23 protein-coding genes are annotated in these 20,076 nt (G+C 45.0%); 8 read left to right on the top strand and 15 right to left on the bottom strand.

Annotated elements, in window-relative coordinates:
- Positions 1–547 precede the first annotated feature (547 nt).
- Positions 548–952 carry a hypothetical protein gene (locus MDMS009_RS14505; RefSeq protein WP_008292231.1) on the top strand — a complete coding sequence of 135 codons (405 nt, stop codon included), beginning with the start codon at positions 548–550 and terminating at the stop codon, positions 950–952.
- Between the two features lie 150 nt (positions 953–1,102).
- Here the strand turns inward: MDMS009_RS14505 and MDMS009_RS14500 are convergent, their stop codons facing one another.
- From MDMS009_RS14500 to MDMS009_RS14455, 9 genes are all read right to left on the bottom strand, one after another.
- Positions 1,103–1,825, bottom strand: a complete 723-nt coding sequence (locus tag MDMS009_RS14500; RefSeq protein ID WP_008292053.1) for an NAD(P)-dependent oxidoreductase — start codon at positions 1,823–1,825, stop codon at positions 1,103–1,105.
- 91 nt (positions 1,826–1,916) lie between these two features.
- Positions 1,917–2,489 (bottom strand): hypothetical protein, encoded by a 573-nt coding sequence (locus tag MDMS009_RS14495; protein WP_043888404.1) that lies wholly within the window; start codon positions 2,487–2,489, stop codon positions 1,917–1,919.
- Between the two features lie 162 nt (positions 2,490–2,651).
- A complete protein-coding gene (locus MDMS009_RS16790; protein ID WP_081443642.1) occupies positions 2,652–2,882 on the bottom strand; it encodes a DUF4145 domain-containing protein in 231 nt (76 codons plus the stop codon).
- Entirely contained in the window at positions 2,848–3,156 is a 309-nt protein-coding gene (locus MDMS009_RS14485) for a hypothetical protein (protein ID WP_237700541.1), read from the bottom strand. The genes MDMS009_RS16790 and MDMS009_RS14485 overlap by 35 nt, the downstream gene beginning before the upstream one ends.
- A 172-nt stretch (positions 3,157–3,328) precedes the next feature.
- Positions 3,329–4,015, bottom strand: a complete 687-nt coding sequence (locus MDMS009_RS14480; RefSeq protein WP_154647055.1) for a hypothetical protein — start codon at positions 4,013–4,015, stop codon at positions 3,329–3,331.
- Between the two features lie 89 nt (positions 4,016–4,104).
- Positions 4,105–5,298 (bottom strand): toll/interleukin-1 receptor domain-containing protein, encoded by a 1,194-nt coding sequence (locus MDMS009_RS14475; RefSeq protein ID WP_043888401.1) that lies wholly within the window; start codon positions 5,296–5,298, stop codon positions 4,105–4,107.
- Between the two features lie 97 nt (positions 5,299–5,395).
- Positions 5,396–5,821, bottom strand: a complete 426-nt coding sequence (locus tag MDMS009_RS14470; RefSeq protein ID WP_008292238.1) for a GNAT family N-acetyltransferase — start codon at positions 5,819–5,821, stop codon at positions 5,396–5,398.
- Positions 5,822–5,915: 94 nt separating this feature from the next.
- Entirely contained in the window at positions 5,916–6,557 is a 642-nt protein-coding gene (locus tag MDMS009_RS14465) for a hypothetical protein (protein ID WP_008292252.1), read from the bottom strand.
- Between the two features lie 390 nt (positions 6,558–6,947).
- The gene (locus MDMS009_RS14455) at positions 6,948–7,343 is read right to left on the bottom strand and encodes a MerR family transcriptional regulator (RefSeq protein WP_008292241.1); all 396 of its coding nucleotides are present in this window, start codon (positions 7,341–7,343) and stop codon (positions 6,948–6,950) included.
- A gap of 134 nt (positions 7,344–7,477) precedes the next feature.
- Here MDMS009_RS14455 and MDMS009_RS14450 point away from each other — a divergent pair, with 134 nt between their 5' ends.
- Entirely contained in the window at positions 7,478–9,916 is a 2,439-nt protein-coding gene (locus tag MDMS009_RS14450; protein ID WP_043888438.1) for a heavy metal translocating P-type ATPase, read from the top strand.
- A 16-nt stretch (positions 9,917–9,932) separates the two neighbouring features.
- Here the strand turns inward: MDMS009_RS14450 and MDMS009_RS14445 are convergent, their stop codons facing one another.
- Both MDMS009_RS14445 and MDMS009_RS14440 read right to left on the bottom strand, forming a co-directional pair.
- Complete coding sequence (locus tag MDMS009_RS14445; RefSeq protein WP_008292202.1) at positions 9,933–10,772, bottom strand: pirin family protein; 840 nt, start codon at positions 10,770–10,772, stop codon at positions 9,933–9,935.
- Between the two features lie 12 nt (positions 10,773–10,784).
- Positions 10,785–11,375, bottom strand: coding sequence for an FMN-dependent NADH-azoreductase (locus MDMS009_RS14440; RefSeq protein WP_008292119.1), 591 nt, complete (start codon positions 11,373–11,375; stop codon positions 10,785–10,787).
- 103 nt (positions 11,376–11,478) lie between these two features.
- Between MDMS009_RS14440 and MDMS009_RS14435 the strand changes: the two genes are divergently transcribed.
- Positions 11,479–12,396: a LysR family transcriptional regulator gene (locus tag MDMS009_RS14435; RefSeq protein ID WP_008292059.1), complete on the top strand. Its 918-nt coding sequence runs from the start codon at positions 11,479–11,481 to the stop codon at positions 12,394–12,396.
- A gap of 67 nt (positions 12,397–12,463) precedes the next feature.
- Here MDMS009_RS14435 and MDMS009_RS14430 read toward each other — a convergent pair whose 3' ends face one another.
- Positions 12,464–13,402 (bottom strand): patatin-like phospholipase family protein, encoded by a 939-nt coding sequence (locus MDMS009_RS14430; protein WP_008292081.1) that lies wholly within the window; start codon positions 13,400–13,402, stop codon positions 12,464–12,466.
- Positions 13,403–13,464: 62 nt separating this feature from the next.
- Here MDMS009_RS14430 and MDMS009_RS14425 point away from each other — a divergent pair, with 62 nt between their 5' ends.
- Positions 13,465–13,863: a gamma-glutamylcyclotransferase family protein gene (locus tag MDMS009_RS14425; protein ID WP_008292280.1), complete on the top strand. Its 399-nt coding sequence runs from the start codon at positions 13,465–13,467 to the stop codon at positions 13,861–13,863.
- A gap of 79 nt (positions 13,864–13,942) precedes the next feature.
- On the top strand, positions 13,943–14,161 hold the full coding sequence (locus tag MDMS009_RS14420) for a hypothetical protein (RefSeq protein WP_237700540.1): 219 nt from the start codon (positions 13,943–13,945) through the stop codon (positions 14,159–14,161).
- Between the two features lies 1 nt (position 14,162).
- Here MDMS009_RS14420 and MDMS009_RS14415 read toward each other — a convergent pair whose 3' ends face one another.
- Both MDMS009_RS14415 and MDMS009_RS14410 read right to left on the bottom strand, forming a co-directional pair.
- Positions 14,163–14,582, bottom strand: coding sequence for a PilZ domain-containing protein (locus MDMS009_RS14415; protein WP_008292247.1), 420 nt, complete (start codon positions 14,580–14,582; stop codon positions 14,163–14,165).
- A 35-nt stretch (positions 14,583–14,617) separates the two neighbouring features.
- Positions 14,618–15,994 (bottom strand): ribonuclease J, encoded by a 1,377-nt coding sequence (locus MDMS009_RS14410; RefSeq protein WP_008292137.1) that lies wholly within the window; start codon positions 15,992–15,994, stop codon positions 14,618–14,620.
- Between the two features lie 278 nt (positions 15,995–16,272).
- Here MDMS009_RS14410 and MDMS009_RS14405 point away from each other — a divergent pair, with 278 nt between their 5' ends.
- The 3 genes from MDMS009_RS14405 to MDMS009_RS14395 are packed head-to-tail and all read left to right on the top strand — an operon-like array spanning position 16,273 to position 19,542.
- Complete coding sequence (locus MDMS009_RS14405; protein ID WP_036314870.1) at positions 16,273–16,554, top strand: OadG family protein; 282 nt, start codon at positions 16,273–16,275, stop codon at positions 16,552–16,554.
- A 50-nt stretch (positions 16,555–16,604) separates the two neighbouring features.
- On the top strand, positions 16,605–18,392 hold the full coding sequence (oadA, locus tag MDMS009_RS14400) for a sodium-extruding oxaloacetate decarboxylase subunit alpha (protein ID WP_008292175.1): 1,788 nt from the start codon (positions 16,605–16,607) through the stop codon (positions 18,390–18,392).
- A gap of 16 nt (positions 18,393–18,408) precedes the next feature.
- Positions 18,409–19,542 carry a sodium ion-translocating decarboxylase subunit beta gene (locus MDMS009_RS14395; protein WP_008292269.1) on the top strand — a complete coding sequence of 378 codons (1,134 nt, stop codon included), beginning with the start codon at positions 18,409–18,411 and terminating at the stop codon, positions 19,540–19,542.
- A 33-nt stretch (positions 19,543–19,575) separates the two neighbouring features.
- Here the strand turns inward: MDMS009_RS14395 and MDMS009_RS14390 are convergent, their stop codons facing one another.
- Positions 19,576–19,884 (bottom strand): hypothetical protein, encoded by a 309-nt coding sequence (locus MDMS009_RS14390; protein ID WP_008292165.1) that lies wholly within the window; start codon positions 19,882–19,884, stop codon positions 19,576–19,578.
- Between the last annotated feature and the right edge of the window lie 192 nt (positions 19,885–20,076).

Genomic DNA, 20,076 nt, shown 5'->3' with positions numbered 1-20,076 from the left:
AACAGCACAAAAAAAGGGGTTGACAAAATAGCTTAGTTTTTTCGCAAAAACCAAGATCAATCACTTAGCTCAACACGATTATTTTTATCTCAAAAAGCCTTGTTTTACTCACACAAATATGGTTTTAGATCACAAAAAAATTTTCCAGTCTAAAAAGCATAGCCGCCCCGACAACTAGCAATAACGCCACATTACAGCCACACTTCTGTAATAAATCATTACAAAATCACTATTTAGCTATCATCGTTATCTAGTGTTAGGCCATCTTCCCACAAAGCTGATTTCCATGCGTCATCACAGTGCTAAAGACCACAACAAAATGCCCTCTTTCTGGGTATTTCCAGCACACTCTCTAGCACGGAAAAATAAACACCATTAGCGTAAAACAGGGCTTTTTTATACCGTTTCTGAAATGTGGATACTTTTTCAAGGCTTGCGTGTTGTTAGTGTTGCGTCGAGGTTTTTCATCGAGTTATCGGCATTTTTCTGACAAACGAACTAATTAGGTTATCATTTGACTATAAGTACGTACTTATTGGAGCGTTAAATGAAACTCAGCCTATTCTTAGTAAGCATCATCTTTTCGGTTACTGCTATCGCCGGCGGTAATGTTTACCGTCATAGCGATGACACTTTACAAAAGCTTTACTCAGAACTGCATTACCTGAATCAGGTTGGTCATGAAATCCACAACAGCTACGACGCCAAAGTTGCTGAAGACCCACAGCAATTACGTTTTTGTGAAGGTGAATATGGTTATGTCGGCACCCGTGCCAGAGCCACCATCGGTATTGCCAACCGCATCGAAAGCCCTAATAAAGAAGAATATATCGCAGCAGGCTGGAAAGCCTATCAATGCATTAAATGCTCAGGTGACGTCTCACACTGTGATGCCATTCCACCAGCATTAGAAACCATCAAAGCTGAATATAATGCTTTGCAATCACAATAAATTTGTTACTAGTAATCGTGACTGACCCCATTAAGCTTCCAGATTTTAGAGTTACTTCGACTGCTGAAAGTCTATCCATGACGTTACAGTTACTAACGCTAAGCTAATCGGTGATGCGGCTACGCAGCGAGAACCGTGTTGAGAGGCTTGTTAGACAACATTGTAAATCACCGGCATCTGCCCCCTCCATTCGCTCCACACGGCGTCATCAGTAATCAAGTCAGCCATGAAGTGGCCGACATTAATTCGACTGGTCACACCCGGATCAAATATTGCGCTTCTGGTGGGAGATTCGTGAAGTTCATAATCCGTGACAGCCTCCTCATCGCTGAGACTGTCGGGACGAACGACAGCCCACTCTATACTTGCGTTGTTCCTACCGACATTGGTTCGCAAATACTCAGCGGCATGTTCGTTGTCTGAATGTGGCGGTATCAACAATCGAATCAAGCCAACAACACACTTTTCTGCAAACGATATGGACTCTGCTAGATCACGATTTCTATTCCCTGTCGTATTCATGAGCACGTATTTAACATGACTTCTCGGGTTATTCGCCTTGATTGCATCGCATAACCGTTGTGTGGCATCGGCAACAAGTCGCCGAGGTTTTCCAAAGAGCCCTTTGAAGCTCAATGTGTGGCCCAAACATGAGGCAACAGCATCGCATCCGCTTACATGTTGAGCGAGTTCTGCATCACTCAAATCCAAAACGGTAGCCTGAATCACAGATAAACGCTCATGAACTCCAACAGTTTCGAGAAATTTAGCAGGCGATCTCACGATTACTCTGATTGTCTGCCCACGATCCAGCAACTGCTGCACGAGCAGTCGTCCAGTCGCACCACTTGCCCCTACCACCAGAGTTGTCATGTTTGTAAGTCCTAGTATTTTTCTGCTTTTGTAAAATCAAACACTCTGACCCCCATTGATTATTTTGCCAGCTTGAGCGTTCGGTTTGGCCTTATCCATGCTTGTAAAGCACGGTAGATAGAGCGAAAAGTACTGGGATGAAGCTGACTAAGCACCAAGCTATACCGATCAGCCAACTTACCACCGCCGATCTTCGTTTTCGGAGATCGAGGTCAGTGGCGAGCGTTTTGCCCGTTATTACTTCAATCAGTAGCCACGGCAGAGCGATCGGCCACATTAGAAAAAGAAGAACGAGACGCGGAAACCTCATAAAGACATGACTCATCATCCATTCCATTTTCCACGTGAAGGGTATGTAGCCGTAGGTTTCCATGGCTTCTGCGGGCCCAAAGCGCCAATGTTCATTCCATCTTGGGATAGGAGAGTTGCGGACGACAATCATTGAAATAACCAAATAATCGATGAACCAAGATGGCACTATAAATGGCACCCACCATAGGAGTCTCGTAATCACCCATCCTTTGACAAAGCGCCAGTGCTCCATCACGTCTTGCTCGAACCAGTCTTGCCACTCCACAATAGCATCGCTCAAGCCAGCCAAGCCGAGCCAAGCGAGCAGGGTCATTATTAGCCAGCCAACAACGCCGATTTTTCTTTCATTCATGCGCAGCACTCAACTATTAAGGGTGACGGCTTATTCCTTCCGCACTGTATCGAACATCGATCAATGTCCCCATTTTCTAGCAGCTAACGCAGCAATAAAAGGCAAGCGATAGCGAGTCCAGCCCACGTTTTTTGTGGGCGATTTTTCATTGCCTTGTTAGGGCTATTCATTTGTGAATTTATTGGCCATGAATTCCATTTCATAAACTAACCTCAACAGTTCAGCCTTAAACATTACTGTACTTTGTGCACGTTTTTTTTCTGGACTATCAAGCTTGTGCGTTGATTTATTTCCATGCTGTCGAATAAGGTCAACCCATCCCTTCATGGGTGATGTTACATAACCCTGTTCTTCTAAACTAGGTGAGATATGCTGCAAATGACTTTCCTTCATCAGCTCCTTTATCGGCTGCAACGTGCATTAGAATCTTTCTGCAAATGAGTTCAGCCGCGGTATATGCATTCACTTCCATGCAGCGTCTGGCTTCACTGTATGACTCAAGAACTTCTTCAGGAAGCCCGTCAATAGTTGGTCCAAAAGGAGTTCCGGCGAAAACTGAATTATTAATTTTTTGCGGATGGTTTACTGCAATTGGTACATAACAGCCACTTGTTTGAGTATCTATTTGTTGCGATATCTTGCCAATCATATCGAGCGGCAACAGCACCGCTTACTTTTGTCGCGCAATACCCGCATGTATAGGTCTCCCATCCAGCTTTTGTCGATCCATCTGGACGAGAAATAGATCTATGCCCTTGAAAACTCATTTGTTACTCCTAAGTCTGATGCGAGCCCTAACGCCGCCAGCAGCGGTTTGGCTGCCCCTCTGGCTGGCTTTGTTAGGCATCTGTTTGGGATTCTTGAAACAGGCCATGGTATTTTTTATACCTAAAGTCTCTAATTTCCCTAAAGCAAGGCGGCAAACCCTCTGGAAAGCGCTCTTCACCAAAGAACTCTAAGATATCTGACAAGTAAGTTGTTACTCTTATCCAAGCATTACGGAATGACTCAATGATCTCTTCATCAAAACCTTCAATATGCCACTCTCTAATTAAGGCTAAAACCTGAATTTCGTCTGGCGCTAATGCCTGCATTAATATTGGCTCTTTCTTAGAAAACTCGATAAACCTCTTAATTGCGAGATCACTATCTTCAAAGGGGTCAACATAGAAGCCAAATTGCATCTTGATCGTATATCCCCTGATAGATGCCACAAAAGCTTTACTTTCAGGCTTTAACATCGACTTGTGAACAATATGACGACGGTGTTGGATTATTTTTGAGAAAAGTGGATCATTTAATTCCAATTCCGCTTTAACTGGCTTATGCCACTCAGGAAAACTGTCTTCATTTTGAAGCGCCATAGTGATCATGTCGGGAATTTCCCTCAATGATCGTATAAACGCATTCATTGAGTACCTGAGAGCATCGGAATCATGATAGTTACCTTCGATTTGATGAAGATACCAATGGCTTTCTTGCCATCTATCCAGTGCAGCTTCAATTTTGTCGTGTGCACAATTCATGTGTATGCCTAACGCTAGCCATAACTGGCGGCAAAAAGCGCAGCTTTTTGACATCCGAGTTTATGGCATTGTTAGAGTTTCCTTGCATTTTAGGGGGAAGGCCACTTTATACAGTGCCCCTCTGGTAACCGTAACTCATCATCCTCGGAAAATCCCTTAGTTACAGATATATCGATCTGCTTATCTGGAATTCCCCATTCGCTAGACAGCTGCTTCTTTAGCGTCTTAAGCGTGAACCCCTTATATGATAATTTCCAGAAGCTGCCACTTGGATCTTCATCAGAACTAAGGATATCAAACCCATTTGCTGTCATAGCTCTTACAGTTGGCGGATCAGCTTTCTTTACCTTTATTTTAATTTGCAAAGTCTCAGGCTGTGTATTGGGACGAAATGGAAGCTCAGCCTTATAAGGCTCCAGTGCACGCCTGATAAAAGATATACTTGGCGAAAACTTCTTAACATTTTGTATTTTTAATAAGTTTGGAAGCTTCCTGCTTTTTAGATCAGAACCTCGAAATTCCCCTTCAGAGTTGAAATACACCTCGAAAAACATACCATTTACCAAATCAATAGCTCTTTCTTCAGGAAGGGATGCAAGCTCTTTACGGAGATTATCTAGTATTTCCTTTGCTCTATTCTCTCCCCCACAGGCACATTGATAAATATTGCGCCCCAAGACAAACGCATCGTCTGAAGACAACTTGCTCCAATCCAGTGACATGATGTCCGATATCGCAGGGCTTTGTGTGTACCAGTTATAAGATTTTAGCTTTTCAATTATTCTACCTATTTTTCCTTTAGCCTTTACTGGATAGTCCACATCCGCTTTAACATTCTCAGAGTAAGCGTTCTGCCCCTCTAAAGTAACGCCAGATTTTGTAAGTTTACGAACGATTAACTCTGCAAGCTTTCCTGGAGTTTTTTTATTCAGGTCGATGTATCCTGTAGTTTCCAGCATCCCTGGAACCTCTACATATGTATCGAACATTGCAGGAAGAATATATTCGCTGCTTTCTCTAAATGCTCTAGCCTGAGCGCTTTTTCTTTCTAAGTTCCCCCACAACTTTTCCACATAAAATTGCGAAACGAACATCACTGTAAAAAGTGCTTGATCACGATAAACAGACGTTAGGTGTTCATACAGGTTCTTTCCCCACAAATCCTCTTCTTCAAAAAGATCATAGAAAACGTCAACGCCTGAAGCTCGGAGATGATTTGCCACCTCCTCAACATACTCTCTATCTTCGCCCGCAAAAGACAAGGCAATATGATATTTGTTCATTCTTCTCCTAGCTCTGCTCATTGAACTCTAACGCTCTCAATAAACGGCGCGAAGAACGAGCGTCCGGTGACCGCAGGGAGCGAATTTAATTGCATGGTTATGTGGCAGCACTAACAACCCTCTGCCATACACAAACATTGTTACCACTATTTGGATAAAAAAATACAGAGGATTTATGGAAGCCAGCAGTTTCAAAAAGCCCCGAACTTTCCGCATTATTTTCTCGGATAGTGCATTGAACGATGCGCCCACCATTCTCTTTGGCGTGCTCCATCGCTTTATTTAGTATGCTTTTTCCGTGCCCATTTCCTCGATGCTTCGGATTCACAGTCAGGTGGCACACTTCATATTGATACCATTGAACTCTCTTACACTCGATACAAGAAAGCACCTCATTGCTCTCACCAAGTTCATAGAGGTATGTTTCGCCATTCTCCATGACTTTTTTCTCGGTATAGGCGACAACTAACTGGTTTTCGCTATTGAGAAGATCAGCAATTTGCTTCGCGACGGCTGAATTCATGATCGCTCCCTATGCCACATAACGCCGCAAATCACCGGAGCCAGAAAGCAGAGAGCGCAGCGGCGCTTTTTGGCGTCCGAGTGCATTTGCCTTGTTAGGGAATTTGGTTGTATCTGGTAACAATTTCTTTTGCATCTTCTTCTTGCAAATAGTCAATTACAGCATAACGACGCCCTACACCATTAAGAGACGTTCCAACAAAAACACCTCTTTCTTCATCAGCGATCCAGAACCTATCGTGAAAAACATTTGAATATTTTGTGTTGATAGATATGTTTGGATTTATGCTCTGTATTTGACTTACGATTTGCTGTTCCAAATTTACATTACGGTTTTGAAGTGTACATATATACAAGTGACCACACGCCTTGATTGTCCCCTGAAATATGCTAACGAAATCATTAAGATAATCCTGATCATACTTCGACGGGTATAAATATGGGTCGATTATGTGCAATGAATTGCTGGGACTGCAGCGATTCAACTTGAATTTAAGGGTGTCAAGGACTGCATTTCTTGGTGTGCTATCAGGAAGGACCTCTTCCGTGAGCAATTGCTGAGACAATATTGATGTTGCTCCTTTTTCAAGAAGAACCTGTTTAATTTCTGTCATCAGCAGTATTTCTTTATCAGTATAGGAGAGGCTAAAACCATCACTTGATAGCTTTTGTGCCAAATCAATCAAGTAATCACCGTCTGGTGATGGCTCAATTGAATATACGGTGTTTGATGTCATTTTATTCCCTAACAGCCTGTTAATGAGGCCTCTGGCCTCATAATAAATATTATCGGGCGGCCTTTTAATTCTTTATGAAGAAAGGCTCGACCATCGTTAAGTGTTTGTAAATGTGAAAAAAATAGAGGGAATACTTGTTTTGGAATGAATAGAAACGAGCCGACAATAGGAAATATTGCCTTGTTCAAAGCGTGTTTATTTGGAGATGAGGTTATTTCCATATCTTGATCACAGTTTTCAGAATCCATTGAAAAGTTTTTGTTGAGCTTATCTTTCAGCCGAAAAAGCATCACTCGTGTCTTTTATGAACGTGAAGTATTTCACAATTTTCAGCATCAATAAACTTTTGCCAATTATTTGGCTTCGGAGAGGAAGCTATCTTTAAGACAACTATGCTTCAAACGCCGCTAAAATCGCACAGCATTGCCCTTGGCGTTTACTGGCGCACTCATTAGCCAGTGAGTTGAGCTGATTTCGGGCTTCTTGCAGTTCCGCAATATGCTCATCCAAGGCTTTTAATCGCTCGGAAGCAATGTCATACGCACGTTCATGGTCAGCGCTGGCATCGAGTGCGATCAGTTCTTTTATTTCTTTTAGGGTAAATCCGGCTTTTTGGGCGTTTTTAATAAAACGCAGTTGGCGAATATCAGGTTCCGCATAACGCCTTATGCCCTGCGTTTGCTGAGGAACAGCTAACAGTCCCTGGCGCTGATAATAACGCACTGTTTCAACGCCGACGCCTACTGCTTTGGCGAATTGCCCGATTGTTAAGTTCTTTGTTTGCATATTTGTCTTGACTCCGTACTGTGGTACGTACTTTATCGTTATCTTAAATCATTTGAGTCGCATGTAGTTCGTCATAGAACTTTTTCATGCTCTGTGCTATTTATCTGGATAACCATAATTATTACGAGGCGTGTATGGCTACGGATCCCGTTTGTGGAATGAATGTCGATGCAGATACAGCGATTTACCATGCGCAGCACGAGCATGAGGACTTCGTGTTTTGTTCACAGCATTGTATGAACAACTTTAAAGCCGAGCCGACGCGGTATGTAACATCGGATAAAGCCTCTGAAAGCTGCTGTGGGCATACCCCAAAACCGTCGAACGCTTCGACAAACACATCCGCGACTGGCGATTATATTTGTCCTATGTGTGAAGGGGTTCGTCAGCAAGGACCAGGTTCTTGCCCAAAATGCGGTATGGCATTAGAACCGGAATCGCCTCAACTTATTTCGACAACGACCCAATACACCTGCCCCATGCACCCTGACGTTGTGGAAGATGAACCGGGCGATTGCCCGAAATGCGGCATGGCACTGGAAGCGGTCAGCGTTGTAGCTGAAACAGATAATACTGAACTTGTCGATATGTCACGGCGGTTTTGGCTAGGTACTCTTCTCGCTTTGCCGGTATTTGTTATTGCGATGTTGTTGGATATGGCGCCAACACTTTTCCCCTCGCCCCTGTCACATCAACGCTGGTATTGGGTTGAGTTTGTGCTGGCAACGCCCGTTGTTTTCTGGGCTGGTTGGCCGTTTCTTGTCCGTGCAGTGCAATCGGTTAAAACCCTGAACCTGAATATGTTCACCTTAATCGGGCTGGGCGTCAGTGTGGCGTGGTTATACAGTGTGGTCGCGTTGCTGTTCCCAACTATTTTCCCCAGCACCATGCGACATGATGATGGCAGCGTTGCCGTGTATTTTGAAGCGGCAGCCGTGATTACGGTATTGGTTTTATTAGGGCAGGTACTTGAACTCAAAGCACGAAGCCAAACTAACGCAGCTATCAAACTTTTATTAGGTTTAGCACCCAAAACAGCGCGTAAAGTGACCGATTGTGGCCATGAAAACGATATCCCACTCGATAACGTGAAGGTGGGTGATAAATTGCGTGTGCGCCCGGGTGAAAAAATCCCTGTTGATGGCACCGTGTTAGAAGGTAGCAGCAGCGTCGATGAATCGATGGTGACCGGGGAAGCGATCCCTATCAGTAAGCAAGCTGACGATACCTTGATTGGTGCTACGGTCAATGGCACAGGCACTTTGCTCATGCAGGCCGACAAGGTCGGTCAGCACACCTTGCTGGCACAAATTGTCCAGATGGTGGCCGAGGCTCAACGCTCACGAGCCCCCATTCAAAAGCTGGTTGATAAAGTGGCTGCTTATTTTGTGCCGACAGTTATCATCGTCTCGCTACTGACCTTCATCAGTTGGTTCATTTTGGGGCCAGAGCCGCAACTCGCCTACGCGATTATTAATGCGGTCGCGGTACTGATTATTGCTTGCCCCTGTGCGCTGGGTTTAGCCACTCCCATGTCGATTATGGTCGGCACAGGTCGTGGGGCAGCCGCAGGCGTGTTAATCAAAAATGCAGAAGCGCTGGAAGCGATGCAACATATCGATACCTTAGTGGTAGATAAAACCGGCACCTTAACCGAAGGTAAACCTAAACTGGTTTCCGTTGAATCTGTGACTGATATTGACAGCGATGAATTACTGAGATTAGTAGCCAGTCTGGAGCAAGGAAGTGAACATCCTTTAGCTTCCGCTATTGTTCAGGGGGCAAACGACAAAGGTTTGTCACTGAGTCAGATAACACAGTTTGATTCTGTTACCGGACAAGGTATTCAGGGTGACGTTGATAATCATCCGATCGTGCTTGGCAACAATGCCTTATTTTCTCGTTTAGAGATTGATGTTTCCTCATTACAACAGCGTGCAGAAACATTGCGTGAACAAGGTCAGACAGTAATCTTAGTCGCAATTGATAATCATGCGGCTGGCTTGATTGGCGTAGCCGATCCGATTAAAGCATCCACCAAACAAGCCATTACTGCATTACATCAAGAAGGCATCACCATTGTTATGCTGACCGGTGATAACCACATCACGGCTAATGCGGTAGCAAACCAATTGGGCATTGATGAGGTGCAATCAGATATGTTGCCTGAGCAGAAAACTCAGGTGATTAAGGCATTGCAGTCACAAGGTAAGAAAGTGGCAATGGCCGGTGATGGTATTAACGACGCGCCATCTCTGGCACAGGCGGATATTGGTATCGCCATGGGTAGCGGCACTGATGTAGCGATGGAGAGTGCAGGTATCACTCTCGTGAAAGGTGATTTACGGGGTATTCAAAAGGCATTGAAATTGAGTCGTGCCACCATGGGCAATATTCGACAAAATCTGTTTTTTGCGTTTATTTATAATTCACTGGGCGTGCCCGTGGCTGCCGGTGTGTTGTATCCGTTTTTCGGTTTGTTATTGTCACCGATGATTGCCGCTGCTGCGATGAGCTTGAGTTCGGTATCTGTCATCGCCAATGCATTGAGACTGAAACGGGTGAAGCTCTAGCCTCACCCAGTTCGTTTTATCCAAAGCGGCCTTCACGATAATCAGCAAAAGCCTGCTCAACCTGTTCACGAGTGTTCATCACAAAAGGGCCACCACGTGCAACGGGTTCATTTAAGGGTTGCCCGGAAACAAGCAGGAACTCGCTGTCTGGTTCGGCTGCTACCTTAACCTCTGATCCGGCTTCCAATACGCCCAATTGCCCCGCTTTTAATGGGCGCTGCTTATCTCCTAGACTTAATTGACCACTGATAACGTAAATAAAACTGTTATCGGTACCCGGCACATGCTGGCTAAACGTTGTAGCTGCAGGTAACGCAATATGCAGATAGAGTGGGCGCACATAGGGATTATCAATAATCCCGCGCGTTCCCTCGTCAGTCTCCCCTGCCACCACTTTTATGGTCGTGCCATTCTCACGAGTTTCCACCGGTATCGCCGCTGCCGGATGCTCCTGATACTTTGGATCTGAAAGTTTTTGATCAGCCGGTAAATTGACCCAAAGTTGAAAGCCAGCCAACAAACCTTCTTCCTGCTCAGGCATTTCAGAGTGAACAATCCCCTTTCCTGCCGTCATCCATTGCACGCCGCCAGTTTCGATAACGCCTTTATTCCCCACGTTATCTTCATGGCGCATTTTGCCTGCGAGCATGTAGGTGACCGTTTCAAAACCACGGTGCGGATGCGGTGGGAACCCTGCCAAATACTCTTGTGGCTTATCTGAACCAAAAGCATCAAATAATAGAAAGGGATCCAACATATTAATTTGTGGTGAACCAATGATGCGTTTTAATTGAACACCCGCACCATCTGATACTTGTTCGCCATTAACGATTTGTCGTAATTCTCGTGTGCTCATGATGCGTGTCTCCTAACTATTTTCGGCTATGGCTGAGAGTTTTTCGACGACTTCAGCCTCATTGGCGGCTTGTCCCAATTCATTGGCATTGATCACGGTGACGTCATCAATACCCAAAAAGCTCATTACTTGTCGTAAGTAAGGCGATACGAAATCAACATCGCTGCCCAACGGCACGCCACCTGAAGCAATAACCAAATACGCTTTTTTGCCTTTTAATAAACCTTCCGGACCGTTTTCGGTATAACGGAAGGTCACTCTGGCGCGTGCCACCTGATCAATCCATGCTTTTAACACCGCTGGCACACTGAAGTTATAAATCGGTGCTGCAATGACGACATGGCTGGCCTGCTGTAATTCTGCTATAAGTTCATCAGAAAACCCAAGTGCGGTTTGTTGGGCTTCTGTCCGTTGTTCTGGATCAGTAAAGTTTGCAGTGATCCAGTTTTCATCGATAAACGGGATACCTTCCGCCAAGTCACGTTGAACCGGAGTCGTCCCTTGCTGTTGCTGTAGCTGCGTCACTAATTGGGTTGAGATATCACGCGTGACTGAACCTGAAAGACGACCACTGGAGTTGATATGTAAAATCGTGTTGTTCATTTTCTAAGCCCTCATTTGTTGTTGATGTCGTTCAGTTTATCGTTTCCATATTTTCATTAAACAGTGTAACAATGAACTTATTGTTTATTTATTGAGAACAGTGATGGGTCAACTTGAAGAGATGCAAACCTTTGTGCGGATTGTAGAAGCAGGCAGCATTACCCGTGCAGCAGAGCAAATGAACACGGTCAAATCTGCCGTCAGTAAGCGACTGACAGATCTGGAAAAACGCTTGGCCACAAGCTTGCTCAAGCGCACAACACGTAAGCAAACATTAACGGGTGCCGGTCGCGACTATTACCAGCATTGTGTGCGTATTCTGGATGATATTTATGAGGTAGAAACGGCGCTCAGTGATGAACAATCTGCTTTATCCGGACGGATTCGCCTGGCGGTGCCGATTACCTTTGGTTTAATGCACCTTAGCCCAGCGCTTCGAATTTTTAACCAACAACACCCCGATATTCGGTTTGATATTGATTTTAATGATCGTCAACAAGATTTAGTCGCCGAAGGGGTTGATTTGGCAATTCGTGTTAGCAACCTGACTGATTCCAGTTTGATTGCTCGTAAACTCACCTCAACGCGCTTGCTTATTTGTGGGAGTCCGGGGTATTTCGCAGAGCATGGCACGCCACAAACAGCAGAAGACTTACTTTATGGCCACGTGAAACTGCAGTACACCCATGTCAGCAGCAGTTGGCAACTGACAGGCCATAACGGTGATACGCTGTCTGTAAACCTGCCTGCGGTATTAACCGCCAATAATGGCCAATTTCTGCATGATGCCGCCATAGAAGGTAAAGGCTTAATTCTCTCGCCTGACTTTATCTGCTCAGACGCTATTTCGAAGGGATTATTAATGCCAGTTCTCGAACAAAGCCTGATTCATACGGAGATTGGTGTTTATGCTGTCTATCCACAAACACGATTTCTTTCACGCCGGGTCAGACTATTAATTGATTTCCTCAAAGCGTATTTTGAAGAACGACCCAATTGGCGTTGTCCAGATATCAGATAACGCCATCACAGTAATCTAATCAGTCCCATAACCTATAAAAGCACTGACATTTTTCGCCTTGAAAAAATTAGTCATCTAAATCAACGCCCAAACAATACTTAAAATCCCGCTTGTGTCTGTCGACACTCGCGGTTCCCTCTTCTATTGCTTCTTTGGCGCGGTAAAACTCTAATAAACCAATGCTAGACAATCGAGGCGACAAGGTGATTTCGGGTGGATCACCTGCCATACGGCTTCGAGTAATACGATCTTGTGTGATGTTGATAGAAGCAGCGATGGCATCCAGTAAATCCGGCGCCGTATCTTCTGTACTTTTTTTTGTAAATAAGTTGGTGGTGTAATCAGCAATCATATTGCTGATTCGTCCAGTGATCCCCGCTGGTGCGTCACTACTTTGCGCGTCACTTTGTTTTATCGCATTATCGAGTTGCAAGTGTTTGCCGATGATATCGCTATTAAGGTTTACCGCTATCACCACATCCGCGCCTAATGCACGACACAGCGAAACGGGAACGGGGTTAACCAAACCACCATCAATGAGCCAACGATTATGATGCTTTATCGCTGGGAACAAGCCCGGTAACGAGATGGAAGACCATACTGCATCCATCATGCTGCCACTGGTATTCCAAATTTCTCTGCCAGTATGGAGATCGGTTGCCACACTGGCAAAGGGCTTATCCATATCCTCTATCATGGTCTCTGTAGCGACCACATGTTCATCCAAAAATGTGCGCAGCCGTTCTTTATTGACGAAACCTTTGAAGGAGCTATTAATGCTGAAATAACGCGCGGTCTGTAACTTATCGAGCTGCCTGACCCAACTCTCCAGTTTATCGATATTGCCAGCAGTGTAAGCGGCACCAACGAGCGCACCGATTGAAGTGCCACAAACAATATCGGGTTGAATGCCTAATTGGTGCAGCCGTTGAATAATTCCGATGTGTGCCCAACCCCGTGCTGCGCCACTACCGAGTGCCAAACCGACTGTTATTTTCTTGCTCATTAATTACCTATAAATTATTATAATTCATAATATTAAACGATATATATAAAGTTAATTATATAATGAAAACCGATTACCTTTTTGTCTATGGCACCTTAATGAAAGCCAGTGAAAACCCGATGCATCGCTTATTGTTACCACACTGTAAGCTGATTTCTCGGGCTTGGATCATAGGTAAACTGTATCAAATTCATCATTACCCGGGCGTTGTGGAATCTAAGCACGCGCATGAACGTGTATATGGTGAGTTATATCAACTTAGCAACTTGAATCATGTTTTAGCACAACTTGATGACTACGAAGAATGCAGTGCTGCATTTCCAACACCCCACGAATATCAGCGTAAGCGTGTAACAGTCTATCTTTCTGAAAATAAGTCACAGCTGGCGTGGGCGTATATTTACGCTCATCCGGTGTCTGAGGAAAACCGTATTATCAGTGGCGACTTTTTAGATCGTTAAAAATGGCCTGAAAATAAACCGCTAAAGTTCATCAAAATCAAGCCGATAGCTTTATTAAGCATAAAGCGAGTAAAGAGCGATGAACGAAATACCCCGTCTATATCATCACAATATGATTCTGGTTAATACGCCGTCACAGGTCGCTCCCGCTCGCCCCATCACTGATAAGCCACAATCTACTGGTGAACAAGATCGTCGTAAACAGCCACCTGAACGTCGCAAACGCAACAAAAAACCGGTTGTAGAACGTCGCGTCTCCTCAGATAGACGAGGCACTCGGTTCGAAGCTAAAGCCTAGGTCAATCGTTATCAGGAAATGTGGCTGCATGGTTTTTAATCCATTGCAGCGCCGCTTGCTGGCTACTTATTGATTGCCCTGTTTCTGCTTGTTTTTTTTGACGATAGTCTTCGATATAACAGAGTTGTTCTACCATACGCACGGCAAAGCGAACGGATTTCTCTGTGAACGCGACACCAACCAAAAACGCATCGTGTTCTGGCTCACACCAGCGAACAACGCCTTGTGCAGTAAATGTCGGCTTACAACTGGCTATTTCTATTTCAATAGTTTCACCCACAGCAACAGCCTCGGCAGAGTGAAAACACAGTCCGCCAGAACAGACGTCTCTGGCTGTTCGCGTTGCTTGTCTTTGCCCCAGTGTAAAGTGAATGGGAATGGCACTCGGGTGACGAATAAACTCTCTTGGTTCATCAATCATTACAGTAACTTACCATATAAAACTAAAGTTGTTAATTAAAACAACTTTTTCAACTTGTTATTGATTATTCCCAGTCTTCCTGTCTTTACCGCCCCGCGTCTTATCCCCCTAACAGGTGCAATGAAATACATATCGCCGTTTTTACCTTCTAGCTGTTCAGAAATACCAACTGACTTTGCTACACGGGCATTAGCACGTAGGTGATGAAACTCGCCATGAACAGGTATCGAGCAACGCGGTTTGACCCATTCATACATCGCTTTCAACTCTTCCATCGCAGGGTGACCCGAGGCATGAATCGGCATTCGACTATTATCGACCGTAATCACATCTATTTGCATGGCTTTGAGTCGCTCTATCAACGACTCAATAGCGGCCTCATTGCCCGGAATCACCTTGGAGCTAAAGATGACGGTATCGCCCGGTTCCAATTGCATATCACGAAAGCTGTTATGACTTAGTCTATTTAGTGCTGTTCGCGGCTCGCCTTGACTGCCTGTGGCAACCAATAACACCGTCTGTTTGGGTAAATACCCCAAATGGTGCGGATCAACAAAGGTTTCGACGCTGCTCCAAAAGCCTGTGCGTTTCGCAGCGGTGTAAGTATTGATCAGCGAACGACCTAATAAGCCAAGATGACGACCTGTTTCCTGCGCGATGTCGGCAATGGTTCTCAGTCTCGCAATATTACTGCCAAAACAGGTCACGACAACTCGTCCACTTGCCTGTTCTACGTGATGCTTCAGGCCTTTATAGAGTGATGCCTCGGAAGCAGACCAGCCCGGAACATCAGCATTAGTTGAGTCACACACCATGGCATCAATATCGAGTTCAGCTAAGGCTTGATAGTCTTGCGCCTGATAACGCTCACCCAACACCGGCGCAGCATCCAATTTCCAGTCGGCAGTATGAAACACTCGCCCTGCTGGCGTTGAAATAACAAGACCGAATGGTTCAGGAATTGAGTGCGTTAATCGTACCCATTGAAGATGAAACACGCCTACATCCAGCTCGGTATCGGCATCCACTACATGCACGGGGACTTTTTCAGTCAGCCCCGCCTCTTGTAGTTTTCGTCTTAAGATTTCAGCCGTATATGCTGTTGTGTAAATGGGACATTGAAACCTTTCCCAAAGATAAGGAACCGCCCCGATATGGTCTTCATGGGCATGAGTAATGATCAAGCCATCCAACTGATCTTTACGATCAGTAATAAATTGTGGATCGGCCATCTGCACATGCGCACGTGCGCCCAAAATCGGCTCACCATCGACATCGGTACCTGACTCAAAGGTCACACCACAATCGACCATTAACCAGCGGCCATTATGACCGTAAAGGTTAAGGTTCATACCTATCTCGCCGGTTCCGCCTAGGGGTAAAAACCAAAAATCAGATTCGTCCGGCGTCATAAGGCTTCCTATCATTGCAAAGTAATAATGATGACAAGCTTGGCAGATTTTCCGCACATCAGACAAAAAATTGTCCGTGACAGAAAGCTCATGGATAAGTCTGTATCAGCAATAGTGCTAATTGTGACTTGTTTCACAGCAGAATTGTCAGCATCGTATCGCTGCATGAAGACAGTCTGATGGCACTTTAAGCCACTAACAATGGTATAATCTGCGGCTGTTTTGGGATAAGTCATTGATTTTATGACTTATGCGTTTCATCTGAGGAGGCCGGATAGATGACTGCATCTAATCTAATGACTGAAGGCTTGAATCTGATGCTGGTGGGCATGGGATTCGTATTTGTATTTTTGACGCTGTTGGTAATCATCACCACATTCATGTCGAAAATTATCACGAGCTATGAGAAAAATGTTGGCGTACTGCCAGAAGAAGGTATCCCTGCTCCCACAGCCGTTATCAGTCAGGCAATGAGTGCTAAACAGCACGCCAATGATGACAAAAATCTAATCACGATTTTGTCGGCTGCTGTACATAAATTTCGTTCACGTCATAAATAACCTGTCATTGTCTGACCGGTATTTCTGTAAAACCAATCAAGGCCATTAACATGACCGAAGCAAAAAAAGCCCTAGGGATCACAGACGTCGTTCTGCGTGATGCCCATCAATCCCTTTTCGCCACCAGGCTACGTCTTGATGACATGCTGCCTATCGCTGACAAACTGGATCAAATAGGTTTCTGGTCTGTTGAAAGCTGGGGTGGTGCCACGTTTGATGCTTGTATTCGTTATCTGGGTGAAGATCCCTGGCATCGTATTCGAAGCTTGAAAGCCGCTATGCCCAACACACGTCAACAGATGTTACTACGTGGTCAAAACCTGCTTGGCTACCGTCATTATGCCGATGATGTTGTCAGAAAGTTTGTTGAGCGTGCAGCTATCAATGGTGTCGATGTATTCCGCGTATTCGACGCAATGAATGACCCACGCAATCTGGAAACTGCAATTAAAGCCGTTCTGGAAAATGATCGCCATGCACAAGGCACCATTGCCTACACGTTGAGCCCTGTCCACAATCTGCAATCCTGGGTTGATATGGCAAAACGAATTGAGGACATGGGTGCTCATTCCCTCGCCATCAAGGATATGGCTGGTTTACTTAAGCCTTACGTAGCCTACGAGCTAGTTCAAAGTCTTAAGCAAGCTATTGATATTCCAATACATATGCAGTCACACGCCACCACTGGTTTGTCGACAGCGACCATTATGAAGTGTGTTGAGGCGGGCATTGATAATGTTGACTCGGCGATTTCATCGATGTCGATGACCTATGGTCACTCAGCAACTGAATCTGTTGTGTCGATCTTTGAAGACACAGACCGTGATACTGGCTTAAATATTGAACTGTTAGAAGAAGTCGCCGCGTATTTCCGTGAAGTACGTAAAAAATATGCCGCGTTCGAAGGCTCATTGCGCGGCGTTGATTCTCGAATTCTGGTGGCACAAGTGCCGGGCGGCATGTTGACCAATATGGAAAGCCAACTGCGTGAACAAAATGCCCTGGACCGCATGGATGAAGTGCTGAAAGAAATTCCACGTGTTCGTGAAGATTTAGGCTTTATTCCCCTGGTTACACCCACATCACAAATTGTTGGTACACAGGCCGTTATCAACGTCATGACCGGCGAGCGTTATAAAACGGTTACCGCTGAAACCGCAGGTGTGTTGAAAGGTGAATACGGTTCTGCCCCAGCACCTTACAACAAAGAACTGCAAGATCGTGTGTTAGAAGGTGGTGAAGCAATTACCTGTCGTCCAGCTGATTTGCTGGAACCAGAAATGGATAAACTCACAACTGAATTACTTCAAGAAGCCGATAAAGAAGGTTTTGAATTGGCAGAAGGTGAGCACCAGGTTGATGATGTGCTGACCTATGCCCTGTTCCCACAAATCGGCTTGAAATTCCTGCAAAACCGTGACAATCCAGATGCGTTTGAACCTGTGCCAACGGCTCAAGCCGCAGCGACATCCTCTTCTAATCAGGCTAGCGATGCTGATGAAGAAACATACACCATTAAAGTGAATGGTCAGAGTTATGTTGTACAGGTTAACGAAGGTGGTGATATCAGCCACGTTGAGACAAGCAACAACACTCCCGCGGCATCACCAGCACCTAGCGGAGATGGTGAACCCGTTACCGCACCATTGTCTGGCAATATCTGGAAAATTCAGGTTGCAGTCGGTCAACAAGTTAATGAAGGCGATACGCTGCTGATTTTAGAAGCGATGAAAATGGAAACCCAGATCGTCGCATCAAAATCAGGCACCGTGGCATCGATTTCTGTTAAACAGGGCGATGCCGTCAAAGTCGGCGACCAACTCGCCACTATCGCTTAAGTTAAGGATTTAATTCATGGATAAACTGATTCATCTCTGGGAAGCGACCGGTATTCATCAGATAACGCCGGGGCAAGGCGTTATGATCCTGATCGGTATGCTTCTGTTGTACCTTGCTATCAAAAAGAACTTTGAGCCCCTCTTGTTAGTTCCGATTGGCTTTGGTGGTGTGCTGGCGAATATTCCCGGTGCAGGCTTGGCTGAAGCGGGTGGTATCTTACATATTTTCTATACTGTCGGTATTGAAAGTGGTGCTTTCCCCCTCATCATCTTTATGGGTGTGGGCGCGATGACCGACTTCGGTCCCCTGCTGGCTAACCCTAAAACCTTGTTTTTAGGTGCTGCCGCCCAGTTTGGTATCTTTGCCACGCTGATGGGCGCGGTGGTGCTGTCTTACTACGGTATTTTTGACTTTAGTCTGTCTGATGCTGCCGCTATCGGTATCATCGGTGGTGCTGATGGCCCAACATCGATTTACGTAGCGAGTAAACTAGCTCCTGATTTATTAGGTGCAATTGCGGTAGCATCCTACTCTTACATGGCATTGGTACCGCTGATTCAGCCACCTATCATGCGTGCACTGACATCAGAATCAGAACGTAAAATTAAAATGGTCCAACAACGCCATGTATCACAGCGTGAGAAAATTGTTTTCCCATTATTGCTGTTGATTCTGGTTGCTTTCCTGCTCCCTGATGCCGCTCCGCTGTTGGGTATGTTCTGTTTTGGTAATTTGATGAAAGAATGTGCGGTAGTTGATCGCTTAAGCAACACCACTCAAAATTCTTTAATCAACACCGTTACTATCTTCCTGGGTTTGGCAGTCGGTTCTAAACTTAGTGCAGACAAGTTTTTGGATCTTCAGACCTTAGGTATTCTTGTATTAGGTATGGGAGCATTTGCAATTGGTACAGCGTGTGGCGTATTGATGGCAAAAATCTTGAACAAACTGATCAAGGAACCGATTAACCCACTTATTGGCTCAGCAGGTGTTTCTGCAGTACCTATGGCAGCAAGGGTATCCAATAAGATGGGACTCGAATCTGACCCGCATAACTTCCTGCTAATGCATGCGATGGGACCGAATGTCGCCGGTGTTATCGGCTCGGCAGTCGCCGCAGGTATATTGATTAACTATATCGGTGCTTAAAAAAACGTGACCCCGCTTAAGCGGGGTCTTTTTTTATTCCGTCTTGATGACTTGTGCTACTGCCACTCTGTTAGCAGCACCTTTTATCACACAAGCATAGCCACTAAATGATGCATGTGACTCCACTGAGGTGATCCATAACCCACCTGCGGACGTTAGATCTTCTGGGGCATTCAATGTCAGTCCATGTCGCTCTGCCAGAGCATTAAGCGCTTCTACTGACATAGCTGGCTTGATACCTTCACAGAAATTATCAATGCGATCAGTATCCCAGACATAATAAATCGGATATAAAATTACCAGCACGATTCCCAGTTGGACTAACTTAACCAAGTATTTCATAGTCTGCACTCGTCACTGATTTTGACTCATAAACTATACATGAGTAATGCCAAAGCAAGTGAGACTATGCACATAGTTTATTGCTGAGAAGCGTATTATGAATTAAACGACGAAAGCCTTTCGCTTTGTGTGCAACTTCTTAGAAATGTCATAATTCACAGCTATTATTAAACTTTTATTTAAGGTAACAGT

This window comes from Methylophaga thiooxydans DMS010, assembly GCF_000156355.1.
Taxonomy (GTDB): domain Bacteria; phylum Pseudomonadota; class Gammaproteobacteria; order Nitrosococcales; family Methylophagaceae; genus Methylophaga; species Methylophaga thiooxydans.
This window is presented reverse-complemented; position numbering and strand designations above follow the sequence as displayed.